This window comes from Photorhabdus kayaii, from assembly GCF_025384895.1.
Classification (GTDB): Bacteria; Pseudomonadota; Gammaproteobacteria; order Enterobacterales; family Enterobacteriaceae; genus Photorhabdus; species Photorhabdus kayaii.
In genome coordinates, this window is record NZ_JAJAFZ010000015.1 from 44,879 (window position 1) to 71,119 (window position 26,241).

The 26,241-nt window shown below is 41.1% G+C and carries 12 protein-coding genes and 1 pseudogene; 7 read left to right on the forward strand and 6 right to left on the reverse strand.

The window, feature by feature from the left end; all coding sequences use genetic code 11:
- Positions 1 to 120 precede the first annotated feature (120 nt).
- Positions 121 to 4,527 carry a SpvB/TcaC N-terminal domain-containing protein gene (locus tag LGZ98_RS08125; RefSeq protein WP_262977935.1) on the reverse strand — a complete coding sequence of 1,469 codons (4,407 nt, stop codon included), beginning with the start codon at positions 4,525 to 4,527 and terminating at the stop codon, positions 121 to 123.
- A gap of 56 nt (positions 4,528 to 4,583) precedes the next feature.
- On the reverse strand, positions 4,584 to 11,597 hold the full coding sequence (locus LGZ98_RS08130; RefSeq protein WP_262977936.1) for a Tc toxin subunit A-related protein: 7,014 nt from the start codon (positions 11,595 to 11,597) through the stop codon (positions 4,584 to 4,586).
- An 814-nt stretch (positions 11,598 to 12,411) separates the two neighbouring features.
- On the opposite strand from LGZ98_RS08130, the gene LGZ98_RS08135 reads away from it, so the two are divergent.
- Entirely contained in the window at positions 12,412 to 13,131 is a 720-nt protein-coding gene (locus LGZ98_RS08135) for a class I SAM-dependent methyltransferase (protein ID WP_113042125.1), read from the forward strand.
- 110 nt (positions 13,132 to 13,241) lie between these two features.
- On the opposite strand, the gene LGZ98_RS08140 is transcribed toward LGZ98_RS08135, so the two are convergent.
- The 4 genes and pseudogenes from LGZ98_RS08140 to LGZ98_RS08155 all read right to left on the reverse strand — a co-directional run bounded on the left by LGZ98_RS08140 (position 13,242) and on the right by LGZ98_RS08155 (position 18,154).
- Positions 13,242 to 14,354 (reverse strand): DUF3396 domain-containing protein, encoded by a 1,113-nt coding sequence (locus tag LGZ98_RS08140; RefSeq protein ID WP_390904658.1) that lies wholly within the window; start codon positions 14,352 to 14,354, stop codon positions 13,242 to 13,244.
- Positions 14,278 to 14,838, reverse strand: coding sequence for a contractile injection system protein, VgrG/Pvc8 family (locus LGZ98_RS08145; RefSeq protein ID WP_390904657.1), 561 nt, complete (start codon positions 14,836 to 14,838; stop codon positions 14,278 to 14,280). Before LGZ98_RS08145 ends, LGZ98_RS08140 begins: the two co-directional genes overlap by 77 nt.
- Before the next feature lie 483 nt (positions 14,839 to 15,321).
- A pseudogene (locus LGZ98_RS08150) lies at positions 15,322 to 17,043 on the reverse strand (Tn3 family transposase).
- Positions 16,964 to 18,154, reverse strand: a complete 1,191-nt coding sequence (locus tag LGZ98_RS08155; RefSeq protein ID WP_262977938.1) for a DUF4158 domain-containing protein — start codon at positions 18,152 to 18,154, stop codon at positions 16,964 to 16,966. Before LGZ98_RS08155 ends, LGZ98_RS08150 begins: the two are co-directional and overlap by 80 nt.
- Positions 18,155 to 18,338: 184 nt before the next feature.
- Here LGZ98_RS08155 and LGZ98_RS08160 point away from each other — a divergent pair, with 184 nt between their 5' ends.
- The 6 genes from LGZ98_RS08160 to LGZ98_RS08185 all read left to right on the forward strand — a co-directional run bounded on the left by LGZ98_RS08160 (position 18,339) and on the right by LGZ98_RS08185 (position 26,062).
- Complete coding sequence (locus LGZ98_RS08160) at positions 18,339 to 19,169, forward strand: KilA-N domain-containing protein (protein WP_113042121.1); 831 nt, start codon at positions 18,339 to 18,341, stop codon at positions 19,167 to 19,169.
- A 7-nt stretch (positions 19,170 to 19,176) separates the two neighbouring features.
- Positions 19,177 to 19,788 carry a recombinase family protein gene (locus tag LGZ98_RS08165; protein ID WP_262977939.1) on the forward strand — a complete coding sequence of 204 codons (612 nt, stop codon included), beginning with the start codon at positions 19,177 to 19,179 and terminating at the stop codon, positions 19,786 to 19,788.
- 1,521 nt (positions 19,789 to 21,309) lie between these two features.
- Positions 21,310 to 21,834: a fimbrial protein gene (locus LGZ98_RS08170; protein ID WP_228901720.1), complete on the forward strand. Its 525-nt coding sequence runs from the start codon at positions 21,310 to 21,312 to the stop codon at positions 21,832 to 21,834.
- A gap of 56 nt (positions 21,835 to 21,890) precedes the next feature.
- Complete coding sequence (locus LGZ98_RS08175) at positions 21,891 to 22,559, forward strand: fimbrial biogenesis chaperone (RefSeq protein ID WP_262977940.1); 669 nt, start codon at positions 21,891 to 21,893, stop codon at positions 22,557 to 22,559.
- 23 nt (positions 22,560 to 22,582) lie between these two features.
- Positions 22,583 to 25,063 (forward strand): fimbria/pilus outer membrane usher protein, encoded by a 2,481-nt coding sequence (locus LGZ98_RS08180; RefSeq protein WP_262977941.1) that lies wholly within the window; start codon positions 22,583 to 22,585, stop codon positions 25,061 to 25,063.
- Positions 25,064 to 25,090: 27 nt separating this feature from the next.
- Positions 25,091 to 26,062 (forward strand): fimbrial protein, encoded by a 972-nt coding sequence (locus LGZ98_RS08185; protein ID WP_262977942.1) that lies wholly within the window; start codon positions 25,091 to 25,093, stop codon positions 26,060 to 26,062.
- Positions 26,063 to 26,241 lie beyond the last annotated feature (179 nt).

Genomic DNA, 26,241 nt, shown 5'->3' on the forward strand with positions numbered 1-26,241 from the left:
CAAGCCGCAATAAAACCAATGATCAACCAGATAATAAGTTGAGTATTTGACGGTATTATGAACAACACCTTTCACCTCTATCTATGTTTCCCGCCTGTCAGCCAGACGGGGTTGATCAAGTTACATATTCACCTCAGCAGCTGTGTCATTTTCATCCTCATTGACAGTAAACCAGGGAGTGAACAAGGTTCGGCGTAACCAACCTTTTGCGGTGATAACCTTGATTTCTCGACCAACGGGATCATAGACATGGGTATCTGCATAAGCTTCTTTTTCCTGCCGGGCACTGTCATTGCTAACGTATCGCCAGTCATTGAGGAAATAGGGCTGATAGGTGCGTATCGGTTGTCCCTTATTGTCATATTCCGTCCGTCCGGTCACTGCCCAACGATTCTCGGTATTCTTGACACTTATAATCAGAGAACCATCTTCATTACGTTGCCAGGCCAAGCCTGCCTCATGTCGGGCAGCAGCTTGCAGCAAGCGGCCAAAGCCATCACTAAATACTACCTGTTGGCGGATCTGTTGCTCAGGATCGTGGTCATAACGATCCGTAGTCAATGTGAGGCTGTGAGGGGGTACACGGGGGCCGTTGTTTAATAGGCTAATGAGTTGAGGAGTAGCCTTTTGACTTTGTGCCCAGTGGCGATAGGCCAGTGTACATATGCGCCCATCTTCGGTGATGATTCTGGCGTTGTATAACTTTTGCCGGTCTTGCTCTGCCAGTCTATCGAGGGCTTTCTGACTTAATACTGGCATCCAGCTTTCTGGTGCGTAAACCTGACACTGTGCTACAGGGAGCGGTTTTTTTAACTCAATAGCGGCGTCTACATCGGATGGTGGAGAAAACGATGTTTTTTCCGGTGAAGAGTAACCAGTCATCTTGCCGTTTTCAGTTCCCCAAAAGCGCAGTGTGATTGGTCGGCCCAGTGCATCCAGCGTGATAAGGTGCTGATTGTTATTGATATCCGTGAGTTGTACAGGAGTCAGAAAACGCCAGTCATATCTGGCTGAGGTTGTCAGTCCAGCAGCATCTCGGGTTTGTGTGACAACGCAATAGCTTGCATCCCAAGTGAGTGTAATTTTGCCCGTGAGTTGGGTGTTGCTCTGTTTTTGTGGGCGCCAGAACTGTGCAGCTGTACCGTAATCGGTATAGCCATGATGAGCTACCCAGATTTTCTCTTCTCCAGTGCGAGGGAATAGATAATTTGTTTGTTGGTATCCGGCTTGTTCCAGCGTCGTTGATAATTGAACAGATGGGATACTCCCATCAAACGCTGATAGTGTGGATTGACTAAATACCGTTGTCTCGATAAAGGCAACCAGCGCTTGTCGCGTTGGCGTTGCATTTTCTCCATTGGTATAAACGGTTTTTTTCTGGCCGAGGTATTCACGCGGTTCATTATCCGCAATCAGACTATTTTTATCGCTCAGTAGTTCCAGATTTAAACCATCAGTAGGCACATTTTCAGCGCCATAAGTAAAGATATCACTGCGGGTACTATCCGGTAATCCCAATACCCGGACGGCATTGCCAGTCAGATGATGCCAACTGAACTGTTGATAAGTGAGCCGTAATTGGCGTTGCTGTTCATCATAGCTGTTGGCTAACAACTTATCAGGCAGTGTATCAGGATACGGACTGATTGCCGGTTGCGGTCGGCGTGGATACTGTACCGAAACCTGTTTTAGCGGTTGACCAAATAGATCACTGGATAGCGTAATATCTTGGCTGCATTGCGGGTCGCTGGCGATACGCTCGTAATGATAGTTGCGGCTTTCAACTACAGATGACCACAGCACCGGATATCGGTTATCGGTATGCTGTAATCGACGTACTTGTGGGCGGAATTCAGTGACCGTGTAGGGAGTTTTCTCCTGTGTACTGCCATCCTTCCCGTAGAGTTCACTACGTAGCAGTTGGCCTTTCAACGCCCGATTTAGCCAATATTGACTGTTGTCCTCTTCCGGTGTTAGTAGAACATCTTGACCATCTTGCCAGGTCGTAAAGCGTGGTGAAAAACCGGCAAAAGCCTGATTATCACCACGCCAATACTCTGTCGATAATGTGTTATCTATTACGGTCAGCCCGGTGGCATACCAGTTTTTGGTCAGTGCGGGTGGTGTGCGTTCTGGCGCATTGCCTTGAGCCAGTTGATGGCTGTCTGTCTGCTCTACATAACCAAATCCGCGAAATTCCCGCTCACGTCCATCCCAGGCACCACGAGCATAACGCAGTGTTGTGACTAATTTGTTGCCGCTGATTTCATCTTCTGTTTCCGTTTGCCATAGGGTGTGTACCGGAAAGGGGAGATAACAAACCGGTGTTTGCCCAGCAGCCAGTGCCGCAGCTTTTTCATCCAGCCAGAACTGAGAGGAACTGTGGTAACGCAAGGTGTGATGGGCCCCCATATTGTTATTTATTTCACTGAGTAACCACGGTTTTGCGCTGGTTAGATCACAACGCCAGTGATGGGGAGCCATATGTGGCACGCTCAGTATCAGGCTGGCGACGCCTAACCCTTGTACATCGGCCACTTGTAACTGACAGGTATGATCAAAACGCAAGCCTTCTGGGAAGCGCAATGTCACTGGTGCGGCAAAACCATTGCCGCTTTTATTCAGGAAGATATCCAGACGGTTGGTGTGAACATAAATCAGATCAGTTGGGCCGCTGCCATCCAGATCGGCCAGATAAACTTGAGCAGGGTTAAATATAGCTTCTGGCTGGCTGAATCCCGGCAGGGTGATGGGTTGACCAAAATGTCCGTGCCCCAGATTAGGCCAGCAGGTGACTGTAGTTGCGCTCACTTCAACCAGATGCGCCTGACCGGAACCTAATACATCACTAAACGCCACCAACTTACGCGGATCGGCACCCGGGACTGGCAGCGTGACATCACCGGATTGCACCACATCTTGCCCTTTGGCAAAGCCGTCACGAGTATTGGCATATAAACGCACACTGTTAGGGCCGATCAGCACTAAATCAGAGAGCCCGGCTCCCATTAAATCCGCGAGTTGCGCACGTGGATGAGTGTATTCCACCGGCAGAGCGTTGAGTGGGGTAAAACGTGTCCAACTGCCATCCGGGCGTTGACTATGATATCCCCGTAATCCCGGTCCGGTGATAACCCAGTCAAGTTGGCCGTCTCCGTTGATATCCACCAGCGAGGCGTTACTTTGCAAGGAAGGGATAACAGACAAAGGCTGCATTTTTTCCCAAGTGACGGTATCTGAGCCAATTTCACCCAAGCGCTGTGGGGAACGGTACCACCAGGCGTTTTTATCCTGATATAGCAGGCCCGGTAATCCTTCGCCTTTTAGATCAACTAGTTGCCAGCGCTGAATAGAGTTAAAATTAGACAGAACGTCCATCGGCTGCCAGTGAGCATTATGTTGCGGTGAAAAATCCTGATACGCCAATTCTAATGGTGGCAGGGTGACGGCAGTACCGTCTTGCTCGTGTCCCACTCGACGAATAAATGCCAGCGTGCTGGCGATTTCGCTTTCGTTATAATTGAGTATCAGGCGTGAAACCAGCGTTGGTCCGTTGTGTTCTGTTATCTTATTATCCAGCGCTTGCAGGTGGTGATACATCAGTATTTGGCGGCATAAGCGGCGGGTACGAATCTCAAAGCCATATTCATAACGGGAAAAACAGTCCTGACGACACAGCCAGTTACCCGTTGCTGTAAATGCTGGTGGCATTTTCAGGTTGTTACTGCGTTCGCCGTAATCAAATATCAGGTAGAACAACCAGTCTGTTTGTGATGGGCCGCGACCATCCAGACCGGGTAACGTTTCGCTGGCTGTCCGGTTGCCGTAATACACTATGTGTAAATAACGTTGTGCTGTGGCCTGTGGATGGAGCGTAGTTTCATTAGTTTCACAATCTAAGTTATCTTCGGCTCGGTACTGATAATAAATTTGCTCACCATGTGGTGATACGGAAGCTTCCAGCAACCATTGTGCTGTTTGTGTGATGTCTGACGGGTTGCTGATCCGCCCTTGCGGTGATTTACCCAGTAAATGTACTTGCCCATCTGAGCTATATATCAGCCAAAAATCTGTTTTGTCTGTTGTCTTGGGCTGCCAATATTCCAATCGGCTGAAATGACTTTCCAGACGGGAACGGTATCCGGTAACGGTGAAGGTAGCGCCTAGATTGATACCCTGTAATGTCGATTCATCACGCGGTTGATCCGCTACTACCAGTACTTCGCCTTCCGGCCCAAGGAAAGTATCGGTTTCGTTATAATGGGGAACGCCAAAATGGGTGCGTCGGCGGATGGTCATAACGTTGCAATCCCAACCCAGACCAAATGGACTGTTACCGGCACCGCTGTTGTAATTCAGAGTGAATGAGGGCGCATAACCGCGCCCGGCAGAAATAGGCAATGGTAGAGATAGCGCGGCCATACCATCCGGTCCGGTGGGGGTTAACGCTTCCCCCATTCCCGTGATAGCGCCTCCCCCTTTGGGCAATGATAGTTCTGTAATACTAAAATCTTGTGAATTTTGCATGAAAGACTCCTTGCAGGCCCCATTTAGGGGCCTGTTTTAGCACTTAATTGAGATCGTTATTGGCGAATGGTGTAGCGAATATGCAGAATGATGTCGCTTAGACTCTCCAGCATGGTTTTTTGTTTGCCCTCTTTGCTTCCTTCACCAATTGCATTTGGGAAGCTTAATGTCAGCGTACCTTTATCGATGTCGATTCCTTCAAACGGCAGGAATTTGCCATCGTTGAAATCCAGTTGGAACTGGCCGCTGTCATTCATCCCATGAGAAACCGCCAACGATTTGCAACTTTCAGTTAATCCAGTGATATCTCCGCTGTAAGACAGAATTGCCTGCACATCCTGATAGGGTCCCAGTAGAGCGGGCAGGGTGACACTGATCTGTTTAATTCGACGAACGTTACCGACTCCGCTGCCTTCTGGGTAATCGTGACGAATTTGTAAGTCAGCTAACGAAATAGACGCTTGCAGAGAAGTTTTGGCATTTCCTTCACCAAAACTCAGTGTGTTATTTCCGCTACTGGTAGTGTCTGGTTTCTTATTCACCAGGTCTGCAATTTTCTCGGTCAGAGAAAATTGACCTTTCTCTTTATAAACTTCTGCTAGTGAAACGGTACGTTCTACTTCCAGTACGCGTTGATCCTGTTTCAGATGCGCGTCTTCCATTTGTGCCAGATTCAGCATTAAGGTTTCTCCCGCCAGCAAACCGGCATGAGTTCCTTGCCAGGCACCGGGTTTGATAAAGCTTGCCGTGGTGTCATTAGTCTCCCAGCGATAGGCCATTTCAGCCATCAAACAGCGAGCTACCGTTAAATCATAGAACTGGAAGTAAATGGCGGACAGCCGACCACGCAGCCAGTTGTACAAAGCTTGATTGCTGAACTTATGTTGTAGGAACAGCAGTTGTGCTTGGGTTTGTTCCTGTTGCGTTTTCAGGCTGGTTTTCTGCAACACCGCGGCTTCGCGGCGTACTACTAGTGATTGAAGCTGAGCATCGATTTGTTTCAGTTCTGTCTCGGCGTTATTACGCTGAATTTCCCATTCCTGACGACGCCGACGGTAGGTTTCAGACTGGCTGATTTTATCCGCTTCGGTGTTCATAATACTGGCGGAGAATTCCATGACATTACCTGTGGCTTGGGCGATCGCGCCCCAATGGCTACCACCATCAGCGAAGCCAAAGATGTTGGGGGCCAGATCAAGTGCAGCGCCTGCCAGATGTGATGCTTGAAGGGCCGTAGAGAGGCCAGCGACGGAAGCACGCAACGCCATCGCCTGTTTTTCACCTGCGTTGATGTCTTCATTGTAGAATTTGCTGTAGCTATCAAAACGTGATTGGGCTCCGGCGCGTGTTTTTTCTAGCACAGTTTTTTCAACATCCAGCTCTTCAATGGTTTTGTCCTGTATGCTGAGATTGGTCAATACCAGTTCTGCCGCATGATTCTGCAACAGTGTGTTTAATGCCTCTGCATCCTGACGTTCGATAATATTTTGTAATGTGGAGCCGAATTGAGTGAGCTGACTGACCATGCCGCGGGCGTTTTCCAGCATGTGTGGGAAACGCCACAGTGACATAAATGACGTTGGCATATTGCTTCCGCCTTGTGAGCTGGCAACAGCGGCACTGAGTAACGCTTTTGGATCGGCTGGTGTGGCGAAAATAGGCAGATGCAAAGGTTGACCATCAATAGAGAGGTTATGGCGCAGGTTATACAGCCGTTGTTCCAGTTTCTGCCAATAGCTCAGCATCACTTCGTTGACCTGTGGCAGGAAAAGATCTGTATTGCTTCCACCTGTAGACTGGCCTTGTCGTAAAGCTGCTACTGCTTTGGCATGTGTCTTTTGTTTTTCAAGATCTGCGGCCTCTTTTAGTTCTGGATCATTCCATGTTGAACTGAGTGGTAAATGAGGTTTATCACCCAAGAGATGCAGTGCCTGCATATACCACATTTTGGCTTCGGCGAGTGTGTCCCGCTCCAATTGGCGATAGGCGTAATCTCCCTGTTCTATCAGCAGATCAAGAGTGCGCATAAAAGTAGCGACTTTGTAGTGCATTGGATCATGTTGAGCTATGGCATTGGGATCAAATGTATCCAATGGATCATCGTTCCAGCTAGTGTCCTCTAGTAATGGGCGGACATTCCAGTTGTGGGGATGTTGCTTTTGACCATTGGCAATATGGCCAGATGGGTTCCAGACATATTTCAGCCAACGGTTAGCTTCATCGAAGTTTTGTTCGTGCAGCAAACGCTGAGCAATCAACATCGGGGTATAGTAGAACAGTTCCCAGAAATAAAGACTGTTAGCGCCGTTGAAGTCCATTGGTTCCATTGCATCAGGGGAATCTTCTCCTAATTTAGGTTCCTGAATATTCTGAGTTTCCATGCTCAAAATAGTATCTATTCCCGCGTTAGCGCGGCTAATTAATTTACGGGCAAACAACGTATTAAGGCGAGTACGATAGTCTCCCCATTGCATATATTGTGCCCCGCTTGGATCGCTGTGAAGGGATAGGACATTATTAGTTTCCGCCTTTTTGATAATACGGATACTAAAATGTTCTTCGCCTAGGTTACGATAATCTTTATCACCTTCATCAAATTTCTCAGCAAATGCTGTAAAGGTGACATCAATACTTGTTTCATTATTATTATATGTCAGCTCGGAGACATCTATTTCTTCGAGAGCTTTAAATTGATAATACATTTCTTCGAAGTTAGGGGTTGGCTCAGTAGGCACATTGTTGTTCTCGCTTGCTATAAACGTTTTTCCTTCGATACCGGTAGCCTTTATTATGACTTTAACATTTGAAGACTTAATATCGGTATTAATAAACATTGGCCCCGAAACATCAGTGTCAATACCACCGTGGTCATCCATATAGAAATATTCTTTGAATGGATTGTTGTTACTATGTTTATTATCAATATAACCATAGTTACCACTAATGTTACCGCCGGTGGTTGTGGATATTTCTTGAGAGCCAGGGGGAAGGTTAGGGAGCCAGGCTCTTACAAAGTTAGTGGTACTATCTCGATAAAACAGTAGTTTCCCTTTTTCGGGAGTGTCTCCATATTGATAAACAGGGTAGATAAATTTTTTATTTGATAAATTATTCGGGTTAATACCTAGCGTGGTATAAATAATAAATTTATCACCGAGCTTGCCGTATTTCTTAATCAGATTGCATTGATTACGTTGTCGACCTTCATATCCATTATGAATAATTCTTAACTTCGGTGAGATTTGGATTTTTGAACCTTTTAATAGGGGGCGGGTAATCAGAATACTCCCGCCATATACCATACTCAGGTAGCCTTCGCCCCAATCATAACCGTTATTACTGTTTACTGATGAAGGGATTTCGTAGTTTTCTGCATAGCGGTTATTGACTCTTATAATATTAGGAGTATCAAACTGTTTATAAGTATTTGTTTTGTAATTGTCAGGATTCATATCTTCATGTGATATATTTGATGAAATATACAGTCCTTGTATTGGAAAGAATTTTTCTTCTATTTCTTTTAATTTTTTCTCTGCTAGTTTTTTTTCCTCTGCTGATTTTTCTTTTACGCTGTCTATTGTTTTTGATTTTATTTCTTCTTCTGCTTTTTCGTTAGAATACCGCTCTACATCTTGTTTGATATAAAACATCACCAATAACTTATCTTTGCCTTGATAACTTGCACAATAGAGCCCTAACGCTTTATTCTTCGATTCTGGATTTAGAGTAGATATTTTATTATTCACATCAAAAGTGACTGGTGTATTCCAGGTACCGTCATAACGAATATGTGCCAATTTCAGTTCATAATAATAGCTTGTGGTCGTTTTGCTTCCTTGTTTGTCTTTTTTTATTTCTGATAGAGCTTCTGCTTCTGATCGATTAGTTACCTTCTTCTGTTCCAGCCAGATAATATACAGGCGGGATTGGTAGACTACTGGACGGATAGTATCTTCGTAGGGATTAATTGGGCAATCAATTTTATGCCACTCGCTCCAGGCATTAGCGGGGAATTTGCCTTCGCTGAATTTATTGTGATCCACACTGCGCCAATAATATTGATTCACTTCTGTTTTACTGCGCCCGATAAAATAGGTTAATCCTTGGTCATTATTAATGTTGTCATGATAGGCGCTGATGACTTCCAGATTAGCCACCTGTTCGAATGACGTTAGATAAGATTTAAAGGCATCTTCTACGGTATCGGTATTCAATTGACTCTGGCTGATGGATTGCAGTAGTGCATCCATTGTTTTTGTCTGGCCGATCCGCAATGTCGGATCGATGTAATTTTCAGGGTAGTAAAGGAGTTTAGCAATGCCGGCCCAGGTGCTATAGCGTTTGTTGTATTTATCCCAGTTAGTAAAGAATGAACGGCTGGTGACACTTGTGTCGGTATCTTCCTCCATATTTTTCAATGCGCGGTTAATATACAGTTGGATACTGGCAATAGCTTCCGCAATTTCCGTGGTTTTGATGGCGGCGGAGACCTGGTTATCGATCAATAGGTATTGATATAGATCATCACGGTCTTTAATTACCGTATGTTTTCTTTCTTGTCGATCTTTTTGGTTATGAGAATAAATATAGTATGTACTTAATGCAGCACTGCGAGACTCATCCAGAAATGCATGTAGGGCATTGGCTTTTTGGGTGTCTAGCCCGGAGATTAATATCGAAGTGACATTTTCCCATTGGACATAATTAGTGGAAGATTCTATGTCTAATACTTGCGCCAGTTCAGAAATACCTTGTGGAGAGATATTCAATTGACGTGCGATATTAATCCATTGCCGGATAGTGTCGATAGATGGCCAGTTGGAGAAATCAGCTTTTGCTTGAGTCTTGGCTTGTTCCAGTAGATTTTTATCAAGATTCATGGCGTTAGCCAATAGTTCTGCTGTTAATGTTTCTTTTTCAAATTCGGCCAGTACAGAAGAGGCGTTTTCACCGAGTGAGTTAACCCAATCAGCAAAACGCGTTAGTATTATCAGGGAATGATGTGTTGGTGCTGTTACCTCTGTCATGCCGAAAAGTTCAGGTTTTGTCACAAACAGACGTATGGTGCTTTCGTTAAGGCCGGTAGAACGGTAAATCAGTGCTAGTTGTGCCAAGCACTGGAAATACTGGACCACGGGTTCAGCTTGTTTTTGGAATTCTGGTTGAGCGGTAACGGGATTTGTCCGCAACCAGTTCCATAATTTTTCCGCTGTCATTTTTCCTGTGCCGGGTTCTAGTTTATCTGCCCAGGTGAGTATGAAATATGCCGCATGTCCAGATGGTAATTGCAAAGCGGCGGCGATATAAGGAGATATGGCTTTTAATAGCTCTTCTTTGGTTTTTGCCTTTTTCTTGTCAAAGTTTTGCAGGCCGTTATATACAGTATCCAGTAAGTTGTGTACTTCTAGGACTAGGATTTTGTGATAGTCGGTGGTGGTCATCACAAGTAACTGATATACACTCCACTTCCGTGTACGTAGCCAATTGGTAATGGTATAGAGTTTGCTAATTAGAACCGCTAAATTATCATGAGTAATCTCAGATAAATTGGTTGTTCCTTCATTTATGATTTCCAGAAGTAAACTCAGTTCATCAATAGTTAATTGATGGATATCTGCTAGTAATTTTGTGCGATAGAGATGAGAGAGATTATCTCTATTATTAACCATTGTTTCTTTAGTGTTGTCTCCATAGGTAACCTTTAGTAGTCGATTTAATGAGATATCATCAACGTTAAAAGCACGTTTAAGTACTGTTTTGTGCCAGCTGTTGGTACTGCTTAGATTGAAATCAATCTCCTGAGTGACATTGGTGGAAAAATCCTGACCATTCAGTTTTGGGGAATTAAATAAACGATCAAACTGGCTTGGATGGTCGCCATTGCTAAGTTGTGAAATTGGTTCCTTGCATAGTATTAATGCAGTCTCAGCATCAATACCATAACGTTGCATATAGTATTTAATACAGAAGATTTTTTTTAACACTTCTTCATTGATGTTGAATTCTGGACTGATACTGCGGAGGATTCCACTTAATACCGTTGGTGATAAGTTTATAGCTTTGAATAGACGAATAAATTTATTAATTTTCAACAGAGCACGATAATCAGTCTTTTTAGTAGCATGCGATGCAGGTTCAGTAATTGCTATTTCTTCTGGGAGAGGTATAGTTCTTATTTTAAGGAAGTCGCTAAACTCTTCATCACTCAGATTGTAATAACTTTTCAGATATTCCAGTTTTTCTATCAGAGAAGGTTTAATATCACCAAAATTATTCTTATAAAGAGTTTCAGCAGTAGATTCGGTAATTTCTTCTGTCAGAATAGTAAATAACTCTGGTGAAACGGAGGCATTAATATCCAATAAGGAAGCTTGATACTGCAATTGAGAGAATGTTGTTTCTGGGAATACACTTAATTGCTCAAATACTGGAGCCTGTAATTGAATAATCTTACGTACACTTTCATAGGCATCGTGATATGGCATTGAGCCAGAAGTGCGGAAAGTTGATAACTTTTTCATCACTTCCGCGTGGTTGTCCAAATTAGTCTGAGTCTTAATACTGTTCAGTAACATGTTATTAGACAGAGAAAGCGTGGAAATTTCCGTATTCATATTTTTCTGGCTGAGTACCAATGATTTTAGATCTGGGCGGCGCGTATCCAGATGATAAATGGAACCTTCTGCATGTAAATTCCGCGCCTGGCGATAAAGTTCAGCCAAATAAGCCGCAGGAGAAAACATAGAAGAAATTGCGCCAGGGGCGGCATATTGACTAGCGCGGTTGCCAAATCGGCTATTATAACCTTGTTGGTCAGCATGAGGTGTTGTCAGGGCAAGATGGACCACACTTTGTAATTGAGGATTGGCGCGTTTCAGAATGCGGGCTTCATGCAGGATATTATCCTTTTGCATCTGCTGTGCTTCAAGATATAAGCTCTGGGTCTGTGACCATGAGAGTTTGTCCTTCACTTTTTTGCGAAGTTCGTCAAAAGAGAGATGGCAAATATCGGTTAGATTATTAAAATCTGCTCCTAACGCTTGTTGATATTCGGGCTTTAGTGTGTTCATGCTTATTCCTTTGAAATGTTGAGTCAATAAAACATTTATGCTGGCCTGCATATCGAGGAGATAAATAAGGTTATTTGTCTCCATCAAAATAAAGACAACACAGGTAACGTCTGATAGCGGTCTGAAATTAGGTTAAAAATAATGGTCAAATAAAAAACACCATTTAACTATCAACTATTTCGTAGAGTTATTATTTGTTTAAATGGCTGTTGTAATGCAATAACAAAAATTATAATTACATCATAAGTAATATAATTTATTGACAATAACGTAATGAAATAATTGCATTTGTTACATATTGCCTGCTATAAAAAAGAAGAGGGTTGATATTTTATAGTAGGCAATCGGACTCACTCACCCCGGTCACATAGTTATCTATGCTCCCGGGGATTCGCTCCCTTACCGTTGCGATGCATCTTAAAATGCAGGATTCAAGTTGATTGAGTATATATACAAGAAACTTGCTGTAAAAAAATGAATATTGTGATTGGACTCAATATATAGATAATACTCATATACACATAGTTGTATTTGTGTCATTTTGATATTGAATTTTTTTCACAATGGGGTTCTGGAGGAGGGTGATCAATTTAAAGAAAAAGCAATATTGCTAAATATGATTTAGGTATTGCAAAAACCAATTTATTATTTTAGGTTCTATTAGACCTTTTATTTAACTCAGTTATGTTTTTTCTTAGCAAAAACCGCCGTAAACTCTCGTCCAATGCGGACAGGGATATAAGGCGAAAAGTCCGAAGGACTTTAAAGAGCAATTTTTGGTTATTACTACACATATATGAATATGAGATGACAAATGAATACTGACTGGATGAATGAAGAGGTTTCAAACTTATTCGATCAATATGATGATTATTTGGAAGAGAGACTTGGGTACACACCGTTGATTGAGAACCTTAAGGAGAGCTTGGGGCAAAACATATCGGTTCTTGATTACGGTTGTGGTGGTGGGAAAGTGTCACGTCGGCTAATTGCTGGAGGCATAAAAACGGTAACGGGAGTAGATATCTCACAAACTATGGTGGACAAAGCCGCCAGCAATATCAATCGCGGCAATAGCTCTTATCATCAAATCAAAACTGGTGTCCTTAACTTCAATGATAATACTTTCGACGCAGCTATATGTTGTTACGTGTTCATCGGTAGCAATAAAAAGTCTGATCTTTTAAAAATCGCCAAGGAAGTGCATAGAACATTAAAACCTGGTGGTATTTTTTATGTATTGGATACTAATCCAGATTCTTGTGGGATTAAATTCAGATCTTTTATGAGCGGCGATCTAAATAAAAAATACAATGATGGAGAAATCAAGCCAGTGTATTTAGAGCTGCCAAATGGAACTATTTTTAAGATTTCAGATACGCATTGGCATAAAGATACATATTATGAAGTCTTGAACAAGGCCGGGTTCAAAACTATTGAGCTTTTTGAACACCATGACGCGGATGCTTTAGAGGATACTGGAGATTTACGATGTTACCCACCTTTTGCCATGTTCAAAGCTACTAAATTCTAGATGCTCTATACCCTATGGATTTCAAGATGCATCGCGACGGCAAGGGAGTGAATCCCCGGGAGCATAGCGAATTATGTGACCGGGGTGAGTGAGTACTGCTTCTCGTCCTTTTATGCCTCTCTGTTTTCCGCTTCCCGTACCAGATGCCAGAGGGTTGTGCCCGGTTTTGTACCTGGAACATCAAAAGACATCGCCCCCTGAGCAAAGAAGTACTGTTTGTCAGGCAGGCTATCGGTTCGCCAGATCCCGCTGACCAGTGCAGGGTGGTTACCTCTCAGAGGAGTCACTTGCAGCGGTCCCCGGTCATAACGGGCATACCAAGCCAAGGTGGAAGTTGAATTAAAATGACCCTCACCATAGAAGTGCAATGAATGGCCTTCACGGGGAATGACTCGTATCGGACGTATCAGTTGGTTAATGGCAAAATAACTCTCCGGGACACTGCCCGGCAGTGGTGTTAAGTCCGGGTATTCACCTGCACGGATTATCAGGCCATTGGAATAAGGCGTAATCACCACATCCGGGTAGCGGGGGCGGGCCAGCATTTGCCGTATCCATAATTCCCCCCCCAACCGTTCTACAAAGCGTTTGGACAACAGGGTGATCCAGTTAATGCCACGGATGGAGTGTTCATACTGTAATTTAGCTGTGAACACTGCGGAGTTCACTTGTAAGGAAGGATAACGTTGCGCCAGTTGATACTCTAAAGGAAAGTAGTCATAGAAGTCGTTGGGTAAGACCAGACAGTAGCCACAGTCCCCACTGTCCGGTTCGAGTTGTTCACATAAAAAATCCAGCCAGGCCATAAAACGAGCCATGCCGTCTTGTTCTTTTAAGTAATCCCAAGGCAGTGTCAGGCTTAGGTAAGAACTGCCGTTATCACCGCTTATTTCCCGAGAATCCAGATAACGCATCAGATAGCGAGGTGCCTCATCTTCATTTTTGGCATCACTGACCACCCAACCAGAAAACTGGTTTTTTTTCTGATTAAGAATGCCTTCTTCCACTTTAGCAATATTTTCCGGTGAATATTTTTTTAGCCCTTCCAGCTCATGACGGTGAAAACGCAGGTAGGTACCAAACTCTTCGCGAAAGCGGCGATAACAGGCCAGAATGCTTTGCTTTTTCTCCTGGGTGTAACCCTGTTTAAAAAACAGGGTAATTGAGAGACCCAGACGGGAAACGGTCAGCCCATCGCCATTGAGGAAGGTAAACGCGGCCAGTTGTGATCTTAGCTGGGCAAAGTAATCTGAAGGCGGATTCGCGTTTTTGCGTGGTGTATTCCCGTTCGACATGGCGTTTATAGAGCGTATCGCAGGCAAATAAAATACGATGCTCTTTAAGCAGGATCGTTAAGATTTCCGGTACGGACTTCCGATGGAAAATACGGCTATCCTGATTGAGCGTCATCAGCCACATTGTGGGGCGGGCAGTGAAAATATAAAAAGTGCTACGACCATCGGTATTACCCTGTTCAGCCCCGGTTATCAACCCATTAATGGTCCGTTCGATGACGCCATTGCGGGTAATGGTCAGTGACGCGCTGTCCCCCAGCTGTTCATTCAGGGGAATGTCATCACGTGAGCTCACCACCTTTAACGTCAGGCGATAAAGCTGTGACAGCTCTTCCTGTAAAGTAAATTGTGATACCTGAAAGGTGGTTTGGGGCAGTGCGCCAATTCGGCAGGTGAAAACTAATCCATCCATATTTGAAACCCTACATAATTGAGCCATTATCCTGAAACGGGGATAACGCAAGAAGCCATTAAACGAGCCATGACATGCGGCTCTTTTAAATAGCGGCGGTCTGTTCCGCGGTAAAAAAATGACAGCGTAAAATAGCCATCATTTAATACGTGGCGTTAGAGAGAACAATAGACCGCGTCCAGCTGAGTAGGATGGAGTGGAGACAAATAACAGAGAATTTCGCTCTCTAAATATTATGACCACAAGATCACGATATTTATCATATGAACATAAAAAATGTGATAAATATCACATAAAATAGCTAATTAATCGCTATCAATGTAGGGTACGGAATGAATAAAAATCGCCGTAAATTTTCATCCGATGCGGAGGAAATATAAAACCCCAAAAGCATCGAGATATTAATCCGGTATATTGGCTATTTTTGCCCATCCCCCGATAGGGTTCAAAGTTACTTTTCAAGCCCTTCCACTGTTTATGACTTTAATCTGTAAATAATGTCGCCAGGTCAACCGACTTGACGAACTCACCAACGCTAAATGTTGTTGCTATGTCATTAAACTCAAATCGACCGTAGAAATTAATGTGTTGCCACGCCACTGGCGATATTTTACCCAGTCGTCCCATCTCAAATAAACCGTCAGGATCACCTCTCTCAAGCAAACTGGACAAGAGTTCTGCGTTAAAATAAATAATTGCATTGGCCATGAGTCTGGTACATTCGTGGATAATATGTTGTTCATTTTCACTTTTTACATTCATTTTGCCCCCGTTGACATGCGCTATCGCTTTTTTCAATCGGTGGTAAGCTTCACCACGGTTTAATGCTTTGGCAACATATTGGCGCAGGGATTTATTATCAATATAGTCAAGCATATAGATGCTTCTTATAATATTATCCAGCTCCCACAACGCTTTTTTTGTTTTATTTTGTCGGGCATAAGAGCTTAATTTCCTAACAATGGATGATTGCGTCGTTTCCTTCTGACCAAGAGAAGCCATTATATGTTGAATATTTGGCCACTCTTCGATAATCCGTTCTTCATTCACTTTACGAATAGGTTTAATAAGGAACTCTTCACTGTATTTCCCGGTTGGCTCAAACCCAATGATACCCTCTGTTTTTGTTGGAAAATTTTTGTAACGTGGGGCAAACTGATAGCCAAACGCGTATAAAATCCAAAAATTAACCTGATTAGTGCCGTGGGTATCTACAGAATGGCGATCGGGATCTATCTCTGTCGTATTATTGTAAAGGAGGTCGAACACAAAATAACTCTCGTGCTCGTGGGTGCCTATTACTTTTGCATTGATTGGCACATGGTTACCGACCAGTGTTAACGCTGAAATTCCTTTTTTAAGACCGAAGTATTTTGGTGCATATCTTGCATTGGCTGTATTTCTTTGGGTTTCAAACCGTTGCCCATCACTGCTGGAGTGGATCACATCCGGCTCAATATCGTAGTGTCGGAAAATAGATAATTTGGCGGTCGCATTAGCGACAATATCATTGGACTCCCTTAACGTTTCCAATCGGAAGAAGTTTTGATATGTCGTTTGTAGCACCTAATGACTTATGTCAGAAATCTCTCCCATCCTGCCCAGGCTCATATTGGTGCCAAGAGCAATAATACAGGCAATAAGTGACTTTTTATCCTGGTTGCCTTTAGTATATCTGCCTAAAACATGATTGAAACCCGCTAAGAATCCTGTCTTTTTGTCCACATAGCTTAATAAATTAGTGATGCTGATCGTTGGCACAAGATGATAAAAATGATGATTATCTTCGTCTTCTTCCTTTTTATAAGGCAGAGTCCAGTTAACTGTACGGCCTTTACGGTAATTGTTAAATTTAACGTCCTTATTTTTTCGGTTGATGATCCTTTGATTTACATGTTTTAGTTTTTCTTCAAGTTCATCTTTAAGTTCTTGCAAAGTTTGGGATATTGGTCTTTGCAATACGGGCAGATCTAGGTCATTCAGGACATTTTGTTTGTCGGCTTTCCACCTGTTCATGGGAATTAAGTCGTCTGTAAAACTTCGATATTTAGTGGTGTTCTGGTTAAAAATGTCCCCTGATTCAAAGGCTATTTTAAGCATCCTGTATACGGCAAATTCATATCGATCAGGAATGAGTTGAGGTGATTTTTCCATCCCTAAGACAAGTCTGGACAAAAATTGCGGCTTCAAGAAGTCCTGACTCATCGGTATGACTACTAAAGTCCAGTACCCGGATAATTTGACGCAAATTCTTTTTAAAGGCGGCCGATAAGGTCTCCAAGTGTTGCCAATGAAACTCCTCTTCATCAAAGCCTGATGACCCGATAAAGAGGGTCACTATCTCCATTTTTTCCCTGTTCAACACCTGAAATGCTTTGGCTCGTATCTCACCAAAAGAGACATTGTCAGTGATATCGGGGTTCAAGAAAAAGCCCAATATTTTGCCTGTGGCCTTGATATCCTCATTCGCTTGAGACTTCCTTTTATACACCCTATCTTTAGCAAACAGTTTAGCGGCTTCTTCATACTGGCGGACATGGCCAATAAAGGCTTCGACCAGATTGTCATTGATGACGTGCGTTCGATGGTAGGTGTAGCAAAGAAGATAAAAATAAGCGATCAAAGGGTCAAATCGCCGAAGCTTATAAACTGAATAATATTCAATCAGTGTTGCATAATAGCGGATGCTTTCATTTGATATGCAAAGTGAGGGTAACCACTGACAGGCAAATTCATAAAGGGGACTGAGTTGCTTTACCCAGGTGGATTCTCTGACAATTTCGGTATAACTAAAGTCCCTTAGTGCCTTTTTTAGTTGGGTACTGTACGCAGGGGTAATGATCTGATTTTTATTGAGGTGACTTAACAAAGCCCGCAAGATAAACCCAGGATTAGCTGACCTTTTAACAACCCGTGCGGCCAGTTCAGCTAATTGTTCTGCCATGACACTGCCATAGCGTTGATAATTCAGATGCTGGCAAATAAGTCTTTGCAGTTGTATCCGGGTCGTCTTGCCTGGAACTTTTATATTGGCGGCAGAATGATCAGGGAAATGGCAAGCCAGAATATAAGAAATATCCGTGATGACACCTTCCAGCGTGTAGGTAAAGAATATTTTCCTGGATTTAAAATACCCAAGCATAAGAATGAAGTTCACCCTGGAGTTAACAGACCAATCTTGCGATATTATCTGATGCTCCGTATCGGATAAGGTGAAATAGTATTCTCGTTCCTCCAAAGTAAATCGAGGCAGGCCAAAATAGTCCTGAATTTCAGGTTGAGTCAGTATAGTCAGGCGCTTTTTATTGGTATTCATTTTTTTAATTCTTAATATGGCAGGGTGACATTGAATATGTCACTTTATCTTTTTCTTTCTACCTTTAATAGACATAGATTTATATACAGTTTATATTACATCTTTCCATCCGTATTTAGGCTAAAACAAGGCTGTCATTTAAACCTTCGTTTAACTGACACACCAAAAGCGAGAAGAAAGGTTTATGGCGCAAAAAATTGATGTTCGGGGTATAAAAGTCTCTGTCTTTTCCGACAAACAAGATGACTATATATCGCTATCTGACATCGCTAAGTACAAAGATGGCGACCGCGGTGATTACATTCTGCAAAACTGGATGAGAAACCGCAGTACCATTGAGTTTATCGGTTTGTGGGAACAGCTCCATAATCCCGATTTTAATTCCATCGAATTCGATGGGTTTAAACATGAAGCGGGCGCAAACAGTTTCTCTCTCACGCCAAAACGCTGGATCACAACCACCAATGCAATCGGGATCATCTCGAAAGCGGGCAGATATGGCGGAACTTATGCGCATCGGGATATTGCTTTTGAGTTTGCTTCCTGGATCAGCGCGGAGTTTAAGCTCTATCTATTAAAAGAATTCCAACGGCTCAAACAAGCAGAAAATGAACAGAAAAATCTGGAATGGAATGTTTCGCGCACTTTGGCCAAGGTCAACTATCATATTCATACAGAGTCAATAAAAACGAACATTATTCCCGCCCTGGAGCTTAACCCAAAAGCAAGAAACTTTGCTTACGCTAATGAGGCCGATATATTGAATCTGGCTTTGTTTGGCAAGACAGCCAGCGACTGGCGTAAAGAGAACCCGGAACTAAAAGGCAATATACGGGACTATGCCACACTGGAACAGCTTGTCGTGTTATCTAATTTAGAAAGCTTCAATGCTGAACTTATCGAGCAAGGCTTCTCTGCAAACGACAGGTTCCAAAAGCTGAATCGCGTTGCGGTCAGTCAAATGAAGATCCTGATAGAAAACAAATCCATTGAAAAACTTAAACAATTAAAATAGGTCGTTCATGCGAATTGGGTATACCCGTGTCTCCAAATCTGATGGAAGTCAGGTGCAGGATCTCCAACTGGATGCTTTACTTGCTGCCGGTGTTAATAAAGAAAACATTTATCAGGATGAAATATCAGGGAAGTCAGACAAACGTCCTGGATTGGATGCCTGTTTGAAAGCCCTTAGGCCTGGCGATGTGTTAATGGTATGGAAGCTTGACAGGCTTGGCCGAAGCTTAAAACATCTGGTGAATACTATCCATGATCTTGCGGATCGAAAAATCGGATTTAAGGTCCTGACCGGGCAAGGTGCAGAAATTGATACGAAGACGGCCAGTGGCAAATTGGTCTTTGGGATTTTTGCCGCGCTGGCCGAATTTGAACGGGAGTTGATCAGTGAACGAACAAAAGCAGGGCTGGCAGCGGCCAGAGCAAGAGGACGTGAAGGTGGACGTTCTTTTAAACTTACAAAATCTCAGGTTCGCCTGGCACAAGCTTCCATGAAGAGTAGAGATTGTAGCGTATCTGAATTATGTGAAGAGCTTGGGATTAGCAGACAAGCTCTCTATAAGTATGTAGGACCAGATGGGGAACTCAGGGAACACGGCAAAAGAGTATTAAAATCTTAGCGCTAACTGAGTACCCATTTTTTTCCTCATCAACTTTGAAGCCTATCGGGGGATGGGCAAAAATAGCCAGATTGAGATCAATCTGACAGGAATGGGATATTCAAGCTGAATTGTGATCTCTGTCTCAGGGAGTTCCGTATTAATTACGGTATGCAATTTACGGATACAAAAGTTACCATGACCACTTCACGGTATCGAAAGTGACAATATTATTAGCACTATTTGCCCATATGTTAGTTAACAACATATGAAAATTGCAATTTTACGCCGTAATGGCCTTGGTGATTTAATTTGCACCCAACCATTAATTAAATATTTACAATATAAATTTCCCATAGCAGAGATCCATCTATTTATCGAATACGCTAAATGTATATGTATACACCACATAGATGACATCTGTTAACGCCGCGGTTCCAACTCAATTAATTTCTTCCATGACTAAAACTGTGATTAATGATTTTGACGATGAAGTATACAGCCACATCGATAGCAATAGAATATCCGAATTAATAATAAGACAAAAATGAATCAATTTGTCTAATTTATATCACGATGAAAAATAAGACATTAAATAAACATCATTATTATTTCTTGATTAAATTAACTCAATCAATCGATTAATTTAATTTTATAACACAATGAAATAGAAAGAAATTTTAATTAATTGCAAAAAAAATACTATTTTTTTGTTTAAATTGTTGAAAAAGATCATATTTTAGTTAATACTGTTTTCCATCGAGTGAGAATAAAACTAAAGCAAAGACGAAACTCTGAATTGGAAATCAACTTAAGGTTCTAAGAAAAATAAGAAGAAATTTTCGTTATCTTAACTGTGGTTAGGATGGCATTTTATCCGATCGTATTAATATCATTAATGCGATGGCATTACATATTACGGTTTGCCCAATCAGAATATTCACTTTCTTTGAGTAAGATACTAGTGCGTTGAGTAGCTATAGACTACTTTTTTTAATATCGCTATTGAATTTCCATTTCAATAAAAATAGTGAAGATGAATTTATCCATATGTGCTACGTACCTTGCCTGTAAGTACTTTTCACTACGTTATTAGCAATACATTAAAAGAACTTTGCTATTAACACAGGGCTTATCGTGTCGTAGGATTTTAGACATCTTAATAAAAATAAGAATCATTATTAACAACACGAATAGATTTAGATTTAGATTTAGATTTAGATTTAGATTTAGATTTAGATTTAGATTTGCAACAATAGATGATATTTTAGAGAATAAAATAATTCTTGTCTGAAAAACAATTAATATCAGACATTATTATCAATAATATGAATATATATGAGCAGACTATAACATGGTGAGAAAAAATGACTAAATTAGGATAAACTAAAGGAATGGTTAAAAATGCGATTGCATTCTATATCATGATAAAAATGACTTTAATGATATTATCAACCATTAAACTATCCTAATGGTTAGATATATATTTTTATTGTATAGACAAGACTAAAACACATATTTATTAAGGTAAGGTATTTTTAAATGAAAAAGAATTTTATTTTGGCTTCTTTAGTGACGGTATTAGCAGTTTTCAGTAGTTTCAGTGCGTTATCTTATGATGGAACAATTAAATTCCGAGGTACTATTATTAATGAAGGGTGTACAGTAGCCGCAGGAATAGCAGGTAAAGAAGTTGAAGTAAATTTCGGCTCGTTGTCAAAAAGCGCATTTGGAAATGCTGTAGATACAGTTGCTGTAAGTAAAAATTTTTCTATATCCTTACAAAACTGTCAGGTAGCAGGAAACCTAGGTATCCTTTTTGATGGGGATCGTGATGCCAATAATAATAATGTTTTCAGTTCAGGAGTTTCTGGTGTAGGTATTAAAATATTCAGAGCAGATGGTACAACTGAAATAAGACCAAAAGAATATGCTACAGGACTTGTAACAGCAACAAAAAATACTGATACCGATATGCAATTCATAGCAAAACTAGTTTCGACAAGTACTAGTATTACACCAAATAAGATAAATAAAGATATCAAATTCACAATCATATATCCATAATCATTGAATAAACATCTTTAATATAATTAAACATTTTTATAACCAAAGGAGTAAAAATGCTTCGCTTTATTACTCCCTTTTTGTTTGTCTTTTTTATGGGACAAGTACAAGCAGGGATTACTTTAGGCGGAACTCGCCTGATCTATAATGGCTCACAAAAAGAAGCCACTATTTCTATCACCAACTCGGATACAGAAAGACCTTATCTTGTACAATCGTGGGTAGATAATATCGATAACAGTCAAAATAAAGTACCGTTCGTTATTACACCGCCATTGTTTAAAATGTCGAAAGAGAGCGAACACCAGATCCGTGTTTCATATATCGGTAATCATCTGCCAGCGGATCGGGAATCGATATTTTTACTTAATGTCAATGCGATTCCGGCTGTCGAAAAAAATGACAATAGTAAGATGATCATCACGATAAAAAACATTATCAAATTAATTTATCGTCCATCAGGGTTATCTGATAACGATGCTAATGATGCCATTAATCGTTTGTCAGCATCACGTAATGCCAGTGGCGTTCAATTAACTAACCCCACGGCTTATTATATTAATCTTAATGAGATGAAAATTGACGGAACATTAATACCTAAACCCGGATTTATTCCCCCTTTTAGTCATAAGGTATTTTCAGCCAAAAATGGCATAAAAAGCGTGACTCTGACTGCTATCAATGATTACGGTGGCACAACAGAAGAGCGCCAGTTTAATTTCTGATAATATTGTCTGATGAGTGTATTGTGAAAAGAATAATCAGTTTTGCTTTAATGATTTGTTGTTTATCGTTGCCAGCATATGCAGAGCTGTATTTCGATATCAATGCATTACAATTATCAGACGAAGACAGAGAAAATATTAATCTGGAAAGTCTGGCAAAAACGGACTCCTATATTCCAGGCGTCTATAAAGTTAACGTTATCGTCAATAAAAAGGATATCGGCATTAAAAGCCTATCCTTTATTGACTGTGGTGAGAAACTTTGCCCTGAATTATCTATCAGTTTACTGAAAGAAATCGGGGTAAAAATAGCAAGCTTCCCAGAATTAGCCTCCCTTGCTGAACAAGAAATCATTTCTCAACCGGAGAAATATATTAAACAGGCATCAGCAGAACTGGATTTAAGTGCTCTTACACTAATGTTGAATTTTCCGCAAGCGGCCATGCAATCGCAAATCAGGGGAGATATTTCTCCTGATCAGTGGGATGATGGTCTGCCTATGTTTTTCACCAATTATCATCTGACAGGAATGCAATCCTGGAATAAAAATCAAAGTGAACAGAATCAATATCTGAATTTACGTAGTGGCTTTAATTTAGGTCCGTGGCGAATTCGTCATAATAGTTACTACAACCATACGGGTACAACATCTGAATGGCAATCGCTTAAAGCCTATGCTGAACGGGATATTCGCTCATTAAGATCTCGGCTGGTATTGGGTGAAACATCCACCGATAGCATGGTATTCGATAGTTTCACTTTTAATGGCATTAAATTGATGTCTGATAGCCAAATGTTGCCAGATAGCCAACAAGGGTTTTCGCCTGTTGTCCGCGGTATTGCGATGACTCACGCAAGAATAGAAGTGCACCAGAAAGATAATATTATTTATCAGACTTTTGTTCCACCTGGCGCCTTTGAAATTACCGATATTTACCCCAGTAACCTGAATGGTGATCTGGAAATATCCATTTATGAAGAAAATGGCAATGTCAGAAAATTTACTCAACCTTTTGCTGCCTCACCATTGATGATCCGTACCGGCCAAATAAAATATTTTGCTAATATCGGTAAATTCAGCGGTGGCAAACAGGCCAGCAAAAAAAGATTTATTCAGACAGAAGCTATTTACGGGTTATGGGATAGCACCACCATTTATGGTGGAATCATTGTTTCTTCTGACTATCAAAGTCATGCATTAGGTTTAGGGCATAATCTGGGAAAAATTGGCGCGGTTTCAATCGATGTCACCAATGCAGCAACTCATTTCCCAAATGGAGAAAAGAAAAGCGGACAATCTTATCAGATACGCTACAGTAAAGGTTTTACTGAAACTAATACAACAGTGACATTAGCGGGTTATCGCTACAATACCAATGGTTATTACAGCTTTAGCGATGCCAATAATAATCACCCATTTGCTGATAATAACAGAAATAGCGCGCCTAAAAACCGGATGCAAATAATGATGGGCCAAAGCTTAGGACAATATGGCAGCTTTTCATTATCGGCTTGGCAGCAAGATTACTGGCAAGATAAAACCCGTAAGAATCAGTCATATTCTATGTCCTATAACACCAATATTCATGATATCGCTTTATCATTAAGCTATAATTACCATCGTAATCGCTCAAGTATTAATAACGATCAAGTGTTTTCATTCAATATCAGTATTCCTCTGGATAAATGGCTGCCATCAGATAATCACAGTGCATCGGTAGATTATGATACCGCTTATAACATCAACGGTAGCAGCCAGCACTCAATGACATTATCCGGCTCTTTACTGGAACAACAGAATCTGAACTATAGTATTTCTCAGGATTACAGCTACGAAAAATCAGAGAAAGAAAAACAATCAGGTAATGCCGCCAGTCTATATTACAGAGGTTCATATGGTTCAATTAATGTAGGCTATACCACTGATCATAGAAAAAATCAGCGGGTTAATTATGGATTAGAGGGCGCCATTATTGCCCATCCCTATGGAGTTACCCTCGCGCAAAATATTAGCGAAAGCGGCGCCAGTGCCTTAATTCGTGCCCCCGGGGCAACCAATGCCAATGTACTGAATAATAGCGCTATCAGTACAGATTGGCGGGGATATACCATTGTGCCTTATATATCGCAATATCGGGAAAATATGTTATCCCTTGATACCAATACATTCGGTGATGACGTAGATATTGATAATCCAACCACTAAGGTCATTCCAACCAAGGGGGCATTGGTATTGGCGGATTATTCTATTCGTGTCGGTCATCGAGTATTTTTAAATTTACAACATAACGGTAAGAAACTTCCATTCGGCACAGTAATCACGGGCCCAAATGGTGTCAATGGTATGGTGAATGAAAAGGGAGAAGTTTTCCTAAGTGGTGTGAGTGACACAGCAAAATTAACAGCCGATTTAGGCGATAAACAAAGCTGTCATATTCAATTCGATAGTAAATTATATCAGAAAATTAATGGTATTATTCTGACTTCATTGCGTTGTCGGTGATTAAAGTAGTATTTATTCAGGGAAAGTATGAAAAATAAATTAGTTATATTGGCAATATTGTTACTAACATTATTCAATGTTACAAGATCAATTGCCTCATGTAAATTACACAGAGATTTTAAAGCGATTGATTTAAATGTTGAGATAAACGAAATTATCAATGCAGACTTTAATAATCGAAGATCTATTATCATCGCTGAATATGGTCCTATGGAGCTGGCTAACAAAATAGGAATTAAAGCCGATTCCCCCATTGCTAGCTGTGATAATAATGAAAATATATCTTTCGCAACAACATCAGGTAGAATAGGGTTCTCTAACGAGAGTGGTAGGATAAAAACCAGTGTAGATAATTTATATTTTTCTATATCTTATGATGGAGATGGGAAGGGTAACTCTCATGATGGCATCAATAGAAAAATAACGTTAAGAGATATCGGTAAAATAACAATTAATCTTATTCAAGAGAGTGATATCAAATCAGGCTCCATACTAAAAAAAGGGTTGATATCTTCTTTATCAACAAGTGATGGTAAAAAATTAATAAATATCAAATATAACAAGGACAATATCATTGGCAGTCAAAGCTGTATGACATCCACACCCTATACAGAAATAAAACTTGGAAGGATGAATACTTCTTTATTTAAAGGGAAAGGCTCTACTTCTGGCCCTCGTAATAGCTTTACTATTCTCATTCAATGCAAAGATAAAAATATCCCCACTATTAAGTTCACAGGAGAAGTAGTGAGCCCAAGTCTAAATAGCATTGTTAAACTACATCAATACAGCGAGGGAAAAACCGCCAGAGGTATTGGTGTTCAATTGTTACATAACAATAATCCTGTTTATATGGATACACCTCTTACTATAACTGAATGGAGAGGTCAAAAAGATCTTTATTATTTACAGCTTACTGCCCACTATTACCAAATAGATGATAAAGTAACCGGCGGAAAAGCTAATGCAACAATACATTTCACAATTGAATACAAATAGCTTTACAAACCATCCAGTTTGACTTAAATTATTAACATCACGATAACATGAGAAAAAAGAGACATTTTCTTCAGTGATGTTAATAATGCAGCAGAATTAAAACCTGATTTACTACCTATCCCAATAGGGCTATTTTATTTGCCATTCTTTGCCATAAAGAGCGAACCTAGGTAGTGCTC

Bases quoted from the DNA above. Each gene is read 5' to 3' on its own strand.
- LGZ98_RS08145 (WP_390904657.1), bottom strand. From the start codon at position 14,838: ATGGATGGATTAGTTTTCACCTGCCGAATTGGCGCACTGCCCCAAACC.
- LGZ98_RS08160 (WP_113042121.1), top strand. From the start codon at position 18,339: ATGGCGCAAAAAATTGATGTTCGGGGTATAAAAGTCTCTGTCTTTTCC.
- LGZ98_RS08170 (WP_228901720.1), top strand. From the start codon at position 21,310: ATGAAAAAGAATTTTATTTTGGCTTCTTTAGTGACGGTATTAGCAGTT.
- LGZ98_RS08125 (WP_262977935.1), bottom strand. From the start codon at position 4,527: ATGCAAAATTCACAAGATTTTAGTATTACAGAACTATCATTGCCCAAA.
- LGZ98_RS08175 (WP_262977940.1), top strand. From the start codon at position 21,891: ATGCTTCGCTTTATTACTCCCTTTTTGTTTGTCTTTTTTATGGGACAA.
- LGZ98_RS08165 (WP_262977939.1), top strand. From the start codon at position 19,177: ATGCGAATTGGGTATACCCGTGTCTCCAAATCTGATGGAAGTCAGGTG.
- LGZ98_RS08185 (WP_262977942.1), top strand. From the start codon at position 25,091: ATGAAAAATAAATTAGTTATATTGGCAATATTGTTACTAACATTATTC.
- LGZ98_RS08135 (WP_113042125.1), top strand. From the start codon at position 12,412: ATGAATACTGACTGGATGAATGAAGAGGTTTCAAACTTATTCGATCAA.
- LGZ98_RS08155 (WP_262977938.1), bottom strand. From the start codon at position 18,154: ATGAATACCAATAAAAAGCGCCTGACTATACTGACTCAACCTGAAATT.
- LGZ98_RS08130 (WP_262977936.1), bottom strand. From the start codon at position 11,597: ATGAACACACTAAAGCCCGAATATCAACAAGCGTTAGGAGCAGATTTT.